Here is a 12631-nt window from a genome sequence, read left to right on the forward strand (position 1 = left end):
TCTATCTCTGATTTCAGGCGCATAAGATGAAGAAGAAAAGACCGGTATTACAGGACGTAGCCGATCGCGTCGGCATCACAAAAATGACCGTCAGCCGCTACCTGCGCAATCCCAATCAGGTCTCTGCGGCGCTACGTGACAAAATCGCCGTGGCGCTGGACGAGCTCGGCTATATCCCCAATCGCGCCCCCGATATGCTCTCTAACGCCACCAGCCGCGCTATTGGCGTGCTGCTGCCTTCCCTGACCAACCAGGTTTTTGCCGATGTGCTGCGCGGTATTGAAGCCGTCACCGACGAAGCGGGTTACCAAACGCTGGTGGCGCACTTTGGTTACAACGCGCAGAAAGAGGAGTTACAGCTGCGTTCGCTGCTCGGCTGGAACATCGACGGCGTGATCCTTACCGAACGCACTCACACGGCAGGCACGCTGCGCATGCTAGAAGTGGCTGGCATTCCGGTGATTGAGATGATGGACTCGGTGACGCCATGCCTCGATATGGCGGTGGGCTTCGATAATGTCGAGGCGGCGCGTCAGATGACGCATGCTATTCTGAAAAAAGGCCATCGTCACACCGTGTATCTCGGTGCGCGCCTTGATGAACGTACTTTGCAGAAGCAGCAGGGCTACGAAAAAGCGATGCGTGAAGCGGGACTCACGCCGCATAGCGTGATGATGGAAGATGCCTCGTCATTCAGCGCCGGTGCGCAACTGCTGTGTGAAGCACAAAAGCGTTATCCCGAAACCGATAGCCTGTTCTGTACCAACGATGACCTCGCGGTTGGCGCAATGTTTGAGTGCCAGCGGCAGGGTTTGCACGTGCCGCAACAGATGGCGATTGCCGGGTTCCACGGCCACGATATTACGCAAGTGGTAAATCCACGGCTCGCCACGGTGCTGACGCCACGTGAGCGTATGGGGCGAGAATCGGCGGCGATGCTGCTGGCGCGGATTGGCGGCGATCGGACGGTCATGCAACCGCTGGATGTGGGGTTTGAAATTGCCGAAGGTGACAGCATCTGATTTTGGCGATTTTTTGAGTCAGTTCACACTTTCGTGCTTTTCCGCCTGACAAGGGTTGCCAGTCTTTCAGCGGCCTCCGACAATGATGACTGAAATTGTTATCGGTAACATTAGGCGGGTTTCCTGCCGGAGCGCAAAAAAAATGACAACGCCATCTCCATCGCACCACGTCTTTATCCTGATGGGCGTTTCCGGCAGCGGAAAATCTGCCGTCGCCAATCAGGTTTCTCACCAATTAAACACTGCGTTTCTTGATGGAGATTTCCTCCATCCGCGCAGCAACATCATGAAAATGGCCGAAGGCCATCCGCTGGACGATAACGATCGCCAGCCGTGGCTGCAGGCACTGAATGATGCGGCGTTCGCCATGCAGCGCACGCAGGAAATCTCCATTATTGTCTGCTCGGCGCTGAAAAAGTCCTATCGCGACATCCTGCGTCAGGGCAACGAGAACCTGAAGTTTATCTACCTGCAGGGCGACTTCGAAACCATCGAATCACGTTTGAAGGCGCGTAAAGGCCACTTCTTCAAACCGCAGATGCTGGTGACGCAGTTCGCCACGCTGCAGGAACCCGGCGCTGATGAGCCCGATGTACTGGTGGTTGATATCAATCATTCACTGGATGAGGTAGTTGCGGCCACGGTTGCGACCATTGAGGGTGCAATCAACAAGGGTTAGTCATGAGTACCGCAACGCTAGTGTTAACCGCAGCAGGCTCTGTCCTGCTGCTGCTGTTTTTGGTAATGAAAGCGCGTATGCACGCCTTTGTTGCCCTGATGTTAGTCTCTATTGGTGCTGGTCTGTTTTCCGGCATGCCGCTCGATAAAATCGCCGAAACCATGGAAAAAGGCATGGGCGGAACGCTCGGCTTTCTCGCCATTGTGGTGGCGTTGGGTGCGATGTTCGGCAAAATCCTGCATGAAACCGGCGCGGTCGATCAAATTGCTATCCGTATGCTGAAAACCTTTGGTGAAAGCCGCGCGCACTATGCGATGGGCGTTGCCGGGTTAATCTGCGCGCTGCCGCTGTTCTTTGAAGTGGCGGTAGTGTTGCTGATCAGCATTGCATTCGCGGTGGCGCGGCGCACCAAAGGCAATCTGGTGAAACTGGTGATTCCGCTGTTTGCCGGTGTAGCGGCCGCGGCGGCGTTCCTGCTGCCGGGACCGGCGCCAATGCTGCTGGCTTCGCAGATGCACGCCGATTTTGGCTGGATGATTCTGCTCGGCCTGTGCGCGGCGATTCCCGGCATGCTGATTGCTGGTCCGCTGTTTGGTAATTTCATCGCGCGTCACGTCAGCTTTAGCGCACCGCCGGAAGACCATCAGCCGGAAGTGGAAGAGGGCAAGCTGCCGTCGTTTGGCTTTAGCCTGTCGTTAATCCTCTTCCCGCTACTGCTGGTGGGGCTGAAAACCATCGGCGCGCGTTTCACCACGCCGGGCACCCATCTGTATGAGTGGCTGGAGTTTATCGGCCATCCGTTCACGGCGATTCTGCTGGCCTGTCTGGTGGCGATTTATGGTCTGGCGTACCGTCAGGGCATGGATAAAGAGAAGGTGATGCAGGTATGCGGCAGCGCGCTGCAACCGGCGGGGATTATTCTGCTGGTGATCGGTGCGGGCGGCGTGTTTAAGCAGGTGCTGGTGGATTCGGGTGTGGGCCCGGTGCTGGGACACGCGTTGACCGGCGCAGGTATGCCGATTGCGCTGGCGTGCTTCATTCTTTCTGGCGCGATCCGCGTGATTCAGGGATCGGCGACTGTGGCCTGTTTAACCACGGTAGGGTTGGTGATGCCGGTGATTGAGCCGCTGCATTACAGCGGCGCGCAGCTGGCGGCGCTATCGATTTGCATCGGTGGTGGTTCGATCATCATCAGCCACGTTAACGATGCTGGTTTCTGGCTGTTTGGCCGCTTTACCGGTGCGACCGAAGCCGAAACGCTGAAGACCTGGACGCTGATGGAAACCATTCTCGGTACCACCGGCGCGATTGTCGGCATGATTGCCTTTAGTTTGCTGTCGTGATGTAAACCCGCGCAATAAATTGCGTAATGCTCGTCAGTTAAGCGTGAATCGGTCACCATGAATGGTGACCATACGTGGATATCGCCGGGTTTTCGTAGGGTGCGCATTCATGCGCACCTGCATAAACAGGCATTTTTTTGCTTAAGTGAGCGGCATTACGCAATAAATTGCGCCGCTACAGAACAATGCAGATATTTGTAGCGGCGCGATTCATCGCGCGTCTTTGAACGTATCAATCCTCATCCCGCTCGTCATCCGGCTGATCTAACACCGTGTACGCCACGGCGCAGAACAGCGAATTCAACCGTTTCATATCGCCTAGCAGCCCAAGATGCAGCGAGCTGGTCTCGATACTTTGCACGTTCTGCATATGCAAACGCTCAACGTGCGCGTGGGAGAAGCGGCGGATCAGAATCCGGAAGCGATGCTTAGAGCGGCGCAGGCGTTTGGCGCTGGTGACGTCGTGTGAAAGGAACACCGACAAACTCAGGCGCAAATTGTAGAGTATCTGCTCCTGCAAGGTTTGCAGCTCCTCCAATCCTTCCGCTGAAAATGCCCGGCGCGCGGTCAATGATTTGTCCGCTACGTCGGCGCACATACGCTCAATAATATCGCCCGCTTGTTCAAGGTTGAGCGCCATCTCAATAATCTCCGCCCAGCGGCGTGAATCATCCTCAGGCAAATCCTCTTTCGGCATGCGCGCCAGATAAAGTTTGATGGCGGTGTACAGCACATCCACATCATCATCCAGCCGCCGCACCGCGCGTTCTTCGCGCAGGTCGCCGTGTACCACTTTATTAAACGACTCAATCATTTGCTCAACCACATCGCCGATGCGCAGCGTTTCGCGCGAGGCGTTAGCGAGCGCTAACGCAGGCGTATCCAGCGCGCTGCTATCAAGGTGTTTGGGCTTAAGGTGAAGCTCATTTTCCGCATCATCGTCAATCATACGGCGGCAGAGGCGCGCCATCGGTTCGGCGAACGGCACCATGACTAAGCAGCGAATCAGGTTGTAGAACACGTGGAAGAAGATCACCAGCTCTTCATCATTGACCGGCAATTTATCCAGCACGTCTGCGACAAAATTGACGAACGGCAAAATGGCGATGCTGCCAATCAGCTTAAACAGCAGGCTGCCGAGCGCAACACGCTTGCCTGCCGCATTGGAGCCGCTGGCATTAATCATGGCCAGTAAGCCGCTACCGAGATTGGCGCCAATCACCAGACACAGCGCAACTTTAAACGAGATGACGCCGGTGGCCGTCAGCGTAGCGGTAATCAGTACCGCCGCCAGGCTGGAGTAACTGATAATGGCAAACACCGCGCCAATCAGCGCATCGAGCATCACGTCGCCGGTCAGCGTGGAGAACAGCACCTGCACGCCTGCCGCCTGCGTAATGGGTTTGGCGGCGGCGACAATCAGCTGTAGCGCCAGCAAAATCAGGCCCAGGCCAATACTGGCGCGGCCGAGTTGGCCTCCGCGCGTTTGCTTACGACTGAGGAAAAACACCACGCCAAAGAAGATAAACAGCGGCGAAAGCCACGTCAGATCGAAGGTCAGGATGCGCGCCATGATGGCGGTACCGACATCCGCGCCCAGTACCACCACCAGCGCCGGCGTCAGGCCCACCAGATTCTGTGCAACAAACGATGTGACGAGTAGTGTCGTGGCGTTGCTGCTTTGAACTAATGCGGTGACGCCAATCCCGGCAAGAAACGCCATCGGTTTTTTTTCGACGCTGCGGCTGAGCACGCGGCGCAGATCGGCACCGTACACGCGCATGATGCCGGTGCGCACAATGTGCGTACCCCATACCAGCAGCGCAACGGCAGAGAGAAGATTAAGCAGAGTTAACACGTATAGAGGCTCCTCATCCGTCAGGCTTAAACAGTACCGATTGCCAGCCTGACGGTGAGCACAACCGGTAAATCCTTCGCCGCGTTGCGTTGCCCATTTTTTCGTTTAAATTAAGCGACCTGGCGCAACGTCGACATCTCTAACTGTAGCCCAATCTGCATGCCAGCGGGATGCAAATCTGCCACGCTGCGGTTCAGCACATCAATGGAAAGCTCAATATTTTGCGCTCGCACGCGATAGCGAATCACATTGCCGAGCAGGCTATGGCTGAGGATAGTGGCGGGAATACCTGCCTGCGGTGCGCACAGTTGGATCGACTCGGGACGAATTGCCACCTGGCCGCTAAAAGCCTGGCCCGTCAGCTGCGTCGCCTCTTCAGCGCTTAACAAATTGAAGTTGCCCATAAACCCTGCGGCGAATAGATCGGCCGGTTGGGTATACAGCATTTCAGCGTTGCCGTTCTGCACGATTTTTCCGCGGTTCATTAATACGATGCGGTCCGAAAGCGTCAGCGCTTCTTCCTGATCGTGGGTTACAAAAATGGTGGTGAGTTTCAGCTCGCGCTGAATATTGCGGATCTGCTCGCGCAGATGGCGACGGATGCGCGCATCCAGCGCCGATAGCGGCTCATCCAGCAGCAGTAAGCGCGGACGCGTCACCAGTGAACGCGCCAGCGCCACGCGCTGACACTGCCCACCTGAGAGCTGATGCGGATAGCGGCGGGCGAAGTCGGTGAGCTCAACCAGCGCCAGCACCTCCATCACACGTTTTTGAATATCGCTGCTGGGAAGCTTCTGCATCTTCAGGCCAAACGCCACGTTCTTCTCCACCGTCATATTCGGAAATAGCGCGTAGCTCTGAAAGACCATGCCGATGGTGCGCTTCTGCGGCGGCAGTGGCACCAGATCCTGACCCTGCAGCAGCACCTTGCCGCTATCAACGTCGGTTAATCCCGCGATGCAGCGCAGCAGGGTGGATTTGCCGCAGCCGCTGGGGCCGAGCAGGGTGACAAACTCGCCCTCTTCGGCGCTGAAATCGATATTTTCAAAAATAGAGGTTGGGCCGTAGCTTTTGTTCAACTGGGTGACGTTCAGGTAACTCATGGTTAGCCTCGTTCAGGATTGAGGGCATTCGCCAGCCAGGTGACCAGCAGGACGACGGCAAAATAGGAAATCACCAGCGCGCTGGTGAAGTGGCCGCTGCCGTTGCGCATATTGAAAAGATAAACCTGCAGGGTTTCATAGCGGGTACCGACCAGCATGTTAGCGAAGACAAATTCACCGATCAGGAAAGAGAAGGAGAGCAGCACCGCAATAAACACCCCTTTGCGCAGGTTTGGCAGCACCACAAATAGCGCGGCTTGCCAGGTGCTGGCGCCGAGTAGTTGCGCGGCATCAATCAGCTCTTTCAGGTTGATCGCCTGCATATTGTTAGAGATGGCGCGATAGATAAACGGCAGCGCGATGGTGAAGTAGCAGCCAATCAGAATCCACGGCGTGCCGGTGAGCATCAATGGCGACGAGGAATAGAGCTGCAGCAGACCAACGGATGAAACCACCGGCGGCACGGCGAACGGCATCAGAATCAGCACGTTCATTAGCGCATCCAGCTTTGGATAATAGTAAGCAATTACAAACATGGCAGGCAGCACCAGCACCAGCGAGAACAGCAGTGCGCCGAAGCAAACCAGCAGCGAATGACCCAGCGCCGTTAGAAAACGCGGATCGCTCCATAACGCAGTCAGCCATTTAAGCGTGAAGCCCTGCGGCAGAATGGTGTCGCTCCAGCTAGTTGAAATGCCATACAGCAGCGTCGCCAGCAGCGGCGCGGCTAAGATGCACAGCAGCAGCCAGACAATCAGGCGATGGTAAAATTTTTCTGCGCGAGACACGTATGGCTCCTTAAGACGCTTTGGCGTTGAGATAGCTGCGGCGCACCAGATACTGCTGCACCACGGTGATCAGCGCCATGATCAGCACCAGCAGCATTGCCAGCGCGCCACCGGTATTGGGATCAAGCGAGATATCACCGGATACCAGCGCGGCAATGCGCACCGGCACCACGTTAAAGTTACCGGTGGTCAGCGCGTAAATGGTGGCGTAAGCGCCGAGTGCGTTAGCCAGCAAAATCACGAAGGTGCCGAGCAGCGCCGGGAACAGAATGGGTAAACCAATGTGCCACCAATAGCGCCAACGGCCCGCTCCCAACAGCGCGGCGGACTCTTGCCAGTCACGGCGCAGGCCATCAAAAGCCGGATAGAGCAGCAGAATGCCGAGCGGGATCTGGAACCAGGTGTAAACCAGCACCATGCCGTCACGCGAGAACAGCTTAAAGCCTTCCAGCACGCCGTAATGGCGCAGCAGCAGCGTCAGGCAACCGTTCAGCCCCAGCAGAATGACAAAGGCAAATGCCAGCGGAACCCCGGCGAAGTTGCTGGTCATGTTGGTAAATGACATTAAAAAGCGCTGAAATCGCCCACTGCCGAGTTGATGCAGCGAATATCCAGCAATCAGCGAGATCAGCAGACCATAAATGCTTGACCAGATGGAGATATCCAGCGAGAGACGAAACGCCTGTAAATAGAATGGCGAGGTGAGAATGTCGCTGTAATTATCGATGCCCCAACGCTCGTTGATGTCGCTCCAGAAGCTATTAATGGCAATCCATAGCAACGGGGCGAGCTGAAACGCCACCCAAAACAGTGCAAAGGGCAACAGCAGCAGAGACGCGAGCGTTTTTCCTTTCATTACTGCGGCTCCGCCAGTAAACCATGGCAGATCGGCTTGTCGTGTTCGACGTTAAGTAAGCTGCAGACGATGCCGCACAGCTCGGTTTGCTGAGGCTGCAGATCGGGTTTTAATGAAAAACCGGTCCCAAACACAAACAGCGGTACCTGCGTCTCTTCCGGTAAAATACCACCGTGCGAGCGGTCATCGTTCATGCCGTGATCGGCGGTGACAATCACCTGATAACCTGCCGCCAGCCAGCCGGGCATCCACTGCGAAAGATAACCATCAGCCATGCGCGCGCGGTTGCGGTACTGCGGTGATGACAGGCTGTGCTTGTGCCCGGCATCGTCAATGTTCATGGGGTGGATGAGCAGGAAGTCTGGATCGTGGCGCAGGCGCAGACTTTCTGCATCTTCAAACAGGTGAGAATCCGGGTAACCGTCGTCCCAGTAAAAGTGCCCATACTGAATCGGCAGATCGGGCGCAACCGTGTGTCGGTCGCGCGCTGCGTTGAATGGAGATTGATTATAGAGCTCACTCACCCAGTGATACGCCGCCGCTGCGGTAGTAAGGCCAGCAGCTCGTGCGTAATGGAAGATGCTGCGTTGATTACTCAGACGGCTGACGCCGTTATGAATAATGCCGCTGCGCACTGGCGGAATGCCGGTAAGAATGCATTCGTACAGCGGGCGTGACAGCGAAGGCAGTTCGCAGGTCAGCGTATAATACTGGCCGTTGCCCTGCGCGCATTCCGCGAACAGATAGCCCATCGCGTGCTGCGCCACCTGATTACTCAGGCCATCCAACACCACCAGGATTGTTTTCATCCTTTCTCCTTTATGACAATCGTTAATCCAGGTGCGCATAAATGCGCACCCTACAAAACGCGTAGGGTCGCCATTTATGGCGACTTCTCCCCAGGAGCGCATAAATGCGCACCCTACAAAACCCGTAGGGTCGCGATTTATGGCGACCACACCTGAGAACGTTACTGCTTCATATTAATGATGACGTTCTCTTGCCACAGGCGCGGCAGCATTTTCGACGTCTTATCCCATGCGGCCTGATCTTTGATCGGACGGGCATTTTTATATTCAGACTGCGGCAGCAGTTTGGCCTGCACGTCAGCTGGCAGGGTTAAATGCTCGGCACGAATCGGACGCGCATAGCCTTTCGCCAGGTTGATCTGACCTTCATCAGACAAGATATATTCGCGCGCCAGCTTGGCGGCGTTTGGATGCTTAGCGTATTTGTTGATGATGGTGGTGTAGCCAGAGGTGACGGAACCATCGGATGGAATCACCACTTCGTAGCGATTTTTATCGATCTGATCGCGGTAGTTCAGGCCGTTAAAGTCCCACACTACAGCCACCTGGATTTCACCTTTCTCGATGTTGGCAATCACCGGATCGGTCACGCCAAGGCGACCCTCTTTCGCCAGGTCGCCGAAGAAGCTCAGCGCCGGTTTCACGTTCTTCTCGTCACCGCCCAGGGCATAGCTGGCGGCCAGTACGCCGTTAGCTGCCTGAGCCGCAGTGCCGACATCGCCGATAGTGACCACATACTTACCTTTCTTCAGATCGGCCCAGCTGTGCGGCACGTCCTTCACCTGCTGCTTATCCACCAGGAACGCGATGGTGCCGGTATACGCCAGCATCCAGTTGCCATCCTGATCTTTTGCCCAGCTCGGGATTTGATCCCAATGTGTTGGCTTGTATGGCTGTGCTACGCCTTTCGTCACGGCAATTGGACCGAATGCGGCACCCACATCACCGATATCGGCGCTGGCGTTCTCTTTCTCTGCAGCAAATTTTGCCAGCTCCTGTGCAGAGGACATGTCCGTGTCACTGTGCTTCAGGCCGTATTTGCTGTTGAGATCACTCCAGGTATCTTTCCAGTTTGCCCAGCTGTCTGGCATGCCGACGCTGTTGACCTGGCCTTCCGCGCGCGCCGCTTTTTCCAGCGCGGCGAGGTCATTATCTGCGGCGTGCGCGGCAGGCAGCGCAAGCAGTACGGCACTGGCTACTACAGAGGCGATTAACGCTTTCATCTCGATTGCTCCCGGTATATGTTGTGGGACTTCTTGGTCTAGTCCAGCAAGAACCGAGCCAATGTAGCCCGAGTAGATGAAGGTTTTATGACCATGGTGGTGAAATGTGGTGTGGCGCGACGATCCACATGCGGTTACAGCGCGCTAAAGCGTGGGTTGTTCCTTGTCACATTGTAGTCATCGAACTGTCATAGTGCAGATTTGCCCCAAAATGAGGCTAAAAAATGTTGTCTAAAACGGCAGATGTGATTGCGGCAGGGCTGCGGGAACGTATTGAAAACGGTGAATTTGCCAGCGGTCGTTTGCCTGCGGAACGCGCCCTAAGTGAACACTATTCCACCACCCGCATCACGCTGCGTGAGGCGCTCGGTTTGCTGGAAGCGCAGGGTATTATCTTTCGTGAACTGCGTCGCGGCTGGTTCATCGCACCACCGCGTCTGGTTTACAATCCATCGCATCACAGCCACTTTCATGCCATGGCTGCTGAGCAAGGGCGCGTGGCCAGTACCGAAGTGCTTGAAGCCAGTGAAGTGCCCGCACAGCTAGCGATTGCGCGTCATCTACAGTTGCTGGAAGGCGATAAGGTATATCGCGTTCGGCGCTTACGGCGTATCGACGGACGCGCAGTATTGTATGTTGAGCATTACCTCAACCCAGCCTATTTTCCGGGGTTAATGGCAGAGGACCTCACGCGATCGCTTACCGATCTCTACGATCAGCGTTACGGCATTCGCTATGGCGGCGCGCGTTTTACCATTTTGCCTGGGCCGCTTCCGGCACGTGCCGCTCCTGCCCTGAATGTGGCCAGCGGCACGCCGGGCTTGCTGATCACTCGCATCAACCGCGATCAATACAAGCGCGTCATTGATTGTGACTGCGAGTTCTGGCGCTACGACGCGCTCTGCGTGGATGTCGAAGTATAAATATTGTGATTTTGATCACACTACAGCATGATAGCGCCAACCAGTTCAGCGGAGACTAAGGCGCAAAAATGACAACAAAATCAGGCGTAGGGCAATATATTTCATTGCTGCTGCAGTGGGTGCTCAATATTGGACTGATCATCCTTGCCATAATCCTTGTGGTGTTTCTCGGCAAAGAAACCATTCATCTGGCCAATGTGCTCTTTAGCACCGGTGAGCAGACGTCTTCCTATCTGCTGATTGAAGGCATCGTCATCTATTTCCTCTATTTTGAATTTATCGCGTTGATTGTGAAATACTTTCAGTCGGGATATCACTTCCCGCTGCGCTATTTCATCTACATTGGTATCACGGCGATTATTCGCCTGATCATCGTCGACCATAAAAACCCCTTCGATACGCTGTATTACTCAGCTGCGATCCTGATCCTGGTGGTAACGCTGTGGCTGGCGAACAGTAACCGGCTGAAGCGTGAGTAATTAATATTCTTTCAATGACGTGGCACAACGAGCCGTGCCACGCATTCTCCTCTGCGTTAAACTAGGGCAACTTTTTTTCTGGAGATGCCCTGATGTCGCATGAAGCGCTGCGCCAGTTACGCGCACTGCACTGGCTACCAGCCTCTTCCCCGCTGCTTTCTGCCCCGCTAATTGACTGGTTGATGGAAGAGGATTCCATGACGCGTCGCTTCGAACAGCATTGCCGCCAGGTGACCGTTGAACTCATCCGCGAAGACTTTATTGGCATAGATGAAGTGACGGATGAAGCCGCGTTTTTGCCGGCAGACCAACGGTTCTGGCTACGCGAAATCGTGCTGTGCGGCGATGGCGAACCCTGGTTGATAGGCCGAACCGTGGTACCGGAAAGCACCCTGAACGGTCCGGAGCTGATGCTGCAACAGCTGGGTACGCGTCCTCTTGGCCGCTACCTGTTTTCTTCTTCTACCTTGAGCCGCGATTTTATCGATGCAGGCCAGGTGGGCGATCTGTGGGGACGGCGTTCCCGCCTGCGTTTATCAGGCAAACCGCTGCTGCTTACTGAACTGTTTTTACCTGCGTCGCCGCTGTATCGCACGCTGGACCAAGGATAAATGACCGTGCAAAACACTCTTCCCATGACCAAATGGCAGGCTTACCGCCGACTGATGCGTATCGATAAACCGATCGGCACCGTTTTACTGCTGTGGCCGACGATGTGGGCGCTGTGGCTTTCCGGCATGGCGATTCCGCCGCTGCCGGTGCTGCTGGTATTTGTCCTCGGCGTTATTGTGATGCGTGCAGCGGGCTGCGTGATCAACGATTACGCTGACCGCAAAATCGATGGTCATGTTAAGCGTACCGCTTCACGTCCACTGGCCAGCGGTGCGGTGACGGAGAAGGAGGCCAAACTGCTGTTTGCCGGCCTGGGAATTCTGGCATTTATGCTGGTGTTGACCATGAACACCATGACCATTTTGCTCTCCTTTGGCGGCCTGGCGCTGGCATGGGTGTATCCGTTTATGAAGCGCTACACGCATCTGCCGCAGGTGGTGCTGGGCGCGGCGTTTGGCTGGGCGATTCCGATGGGATGGGCCGCAGTTAGTGAGTCCTTACCTTTGGTTTGCTGGTTAGTATTCCTGGCGAATATCTGCTGGACGGTGGCCTATGACACGCAATATGCGATGGTTGACCGCGATGACGATGTGAAGATTGGCGTGAAGTCGACGGCCATTTTGTTTGGTCGTTACGACAAGCTGATTATCGGTCTGCTGCAGCTGGCGACGCTCGCCCTGATGGCGTTGGTCGGAATGATGCTCCATTTGAACGGCGCGTTTTACTGGTCGCTGTTACTCGCCGCGGGACTGTTTGTGCATCAGCAGAAGCTGATTGCTCAGCGCGAGCGCGATGCCTGCTTCCAGGCGTTTCTGAATAACAACTATGTGGGCATGGTGTTATTTATCGGCATCTTGCTCAGCACCGTACCGTTCGCCGATTTGCTGTAAACAAAAAAGGCGCACCGAAGTGCGCCTTTTTATCGCGGGTCGCCAG

13 protein-coding genes are annotated in these 12631 nt (G+C 55.6%); 7 read left to right on the forward strand and 6 right to left on the reverse strand.

The window, feature by feature from the left end:
- Nucleotides 1-26 precede the first annotated feature (26 nt).
- The 3 genes from gntR (at nt 27) to gntU (ending at nt 3044) form a co-directional block, all read left to right on the forward strand.
- Nucleotides 27-1022 carry a gluconate operon transcriptional repressor GntR gene (gntR, locus tag AC07WB_RS01555; RefSeq protein WP_494939926.1) on the forward strand — a complete coding sequence of 332 codons (996 nt, stop codon included), beginning with the start codon at nt 27-29 and terminating at the stop codon, nt 1020-1022.
- Between the two features lie 142 nt (nt 1023-1164).
- On the forward strand, nt 1165-1701 hold the full coding sequence (gntK, locus tag AC07WB_RS01560; RefSeq protein WP_097095242.1) for a gluconokinase: 537 nt from the start codon (nt 1165-1167) through the stop codon (nt 1699-1701).
- 2 nt (nt 1702-1703) lie between these two features.
- Nucleotides 1704-3044: a gluconate transporter gene (gene gntU / locus AC07WB_RS01565; protein WP_097095241.1), complete on the forward strand. Its 1341-nt coding sequence runs from the start codon at nt 1704-1706 to the stop codon at nt 3042-3044.
- Between the two features lie 232 nt (nt 3045-3276).
- Here gntU and AC07WB_RS01570 read toward each other — a convergent pair whose 3' ends face one another.
- From AC07WB_RS01570 to AC07WB_RS01595, 6 genes are all read right to left on the reverse strand, one after another.
- A complete protein-coding gene (locus AC07WB_RS01570) occupies nt 3277-4902 on the reverse strand; it encodes a Na/Pi cotransporter family protein (RefSeq protein ID WP_494939927.1) in 1626 nt (541 codons plus the stop codon).
- 110 nt (nt 4903-5012) lie between these two features.
- Complete coding sequence (locus tag AC07WB_RS01575; protein ID WP_097095239.1) at nt 5013-6005, reverse strand: ABC transporter ATP-binding protein; 993 nt, start codon at nt 6003-6005, stop codon at nt 5013-5015.
- A gap of 2 nt (nt 6006-6007) precedes the next feature.
- The gene (locus AC07WB_RS01580; RefSeq protein WP_097095238.1) at nt 6008-6793 is read right to left on the reverse strand and encodes an ABC transporter permease; all 786 of its coding nucleotides are present in this window, start codon (nt 6791-6793) and stop codon (nt 6008-6010) included.
- Between the two features lie 10 nt (nt 6794-6803).
- On the reverse strand, nt 6804-7649 hold the full coding sequence (locus AC07WB_RS01585) for an ABC transporter permease (protein ID WP_345827433.1): 846 nt from the start codon (nt 7647-7649) through the stop codon (nt 6804-6806).
- Nucleotides 7649-8458 carry an alkaline phosphatase family protein gene (locus tag AC07WB_RS01590; RefSeq protein ID WP_494939928.1) on the reverse strand — a complete coding sequence of 270 codons (810 nt, stop codon included), beginning with the start codon at nt 8456-8458 and terminating at the stop codon, nt 7649-7651. The genes AC07WB_RS01585 and AC07WB_RS01590 overlap by 1 nt, the downstream gene beginning before the upstream one ends.
- A 161-nt stretch (nt 8459-8619) precedes the next feature.
- Nucleotides 8620-9681, reverse strand: coding sequence for an ABC transporter substrate-binding protein (locus AC07WB_RS01595; RefSeq protein WP_345827432.1), 1062 nt, complete (start codon nt 9679-9681; stop codon nt 8620-8622).
- A 224-nt stretch (nt 9682-9905) separates the two neighbouring features.
- Here AC07WB_RS01595 and AC07WB_RS01600 point away from each other — a divergent pair, with 224 nt between their 5' ends.
- The 4 genes from AC07WB_RS01600 (at nt 9906) to ubiA (ending at nt 12585) form a co-directional block, all read left to right on the forward strand.
- A complete protein-coding gene (locus AC07WB_RS01600; RefSeq protein ID WP_494939929.1) occupies nt 9906-10604 on the forward strand; it encodes a UTRA domain-containing protein in 699 nt (232 codons plus the stop codon).
- Nucleotides 10605-10672: 68 nt separating this feature from the next.
- Entirely contained in the window at nt 10673-11083 is a 411-nt protein-coding gene (gene psiE / locus AC07WB_RS01605; protein WP_097095233.1) for a phosphate-starvation-inducible protein PsiE, read from the forward strand.
- 92 nt (nt 11084-11175) lie between these two features.
- Nucleotides 11176-11694: a chorismate lyase gene (gene ubiC / locus AC07WB_RS01610; RefSeq protein WP_097095232.1), complete on the forward strand. Its 519-nt coding sequence runs from the start codon at nt 11176-11178 to the stop codon at nt 11692-11694.
- A gap of 6 nt (nt 11695-11700) precedes the next feature.
- Complete coding sequence (ubiA, locus tag AC07WB_RS01615; RefSeq protein WP_345827429.1) at nt 11701-12585, forward strand: 4-hydroxybenzoate octaprenyltransferase; 885 nt, start codon at nt 11701-11703, stop codon at nt 12583-12585.
- The last annotated feature ends 46 nt before the right edge of the window (nt 12586-12631 follow it).

Source organism: Pantoea sp. GW821-FHT03E06 (assembly GCF_059420725.1).

Coding starts and splice junctions, on each gene's coding strand:
- gntR (WP_494939926.1), top strand. CDS start 27: ATGAAGAAGAAAAGACCGGTATTACAGGACGTAGCCGATCGCGTCGGC.
- gntK (WP_097095242.1), top strand. CDS start 1,165: ATGACAACGCCATCTCCATCGCACCACGTCTTTATCCTGATGGGCGTT.
- gntU (WP_097095241.1), top strand. CDS start 1,704: ATGAGTACCGCAACGCTAGTGTTAACCGCAGCAGGCTCTGTCCTGCTG.
- AC07WB_RS01575 (WP_097095239.1), bottom strand. CDS start 6,005: ATGAGTTACCTGAACGTCACCCAGTTGAACAAAAGCTACGGCCCAACC.
- AC07WB_RS01585 (WP_345827433.1), bottom strand. CDS start 7,649: ATGAAAGGAAAAACGCTCGCGTCTCTGCTGCTGTTGCCCTTTGCACTG.
- AC07WB_RS01590 (WP_494939928.1), bottom strand. CDS start 8,458: ATGAAAACAATCCTGGTGGTGTTGGATGGCCTGAGTAATCAGGTGGCG.
- AC07WB_RS01595 (WP_345827432.1), bottom strand. CDS start 9,681: ATGAAAGCGTTAATCGCCTCTGTAGTAGCCAGTGCCGTACTGCTTGCG.
- AC07WB_RS01600 (WP_494939929.1), top strand. CDS start 9,906: ATGTTGTCTAAAACGGCAGATGTGATTGCGGCAGGGCTGCGGGAACGT.
- psiE (WP_097095233.1), top strand. CDS start 10,673: ATGACAACAAAATCAGGCGTAGGGCAATATATTTCATTGCTGCTGCAG.
- ubiC (WP_097095232.1), top strand. CDS start 11,176: ATGTCGCATGAAGCGCTGCGCCAGTTACGCGCACTGCACTGGCTACCA.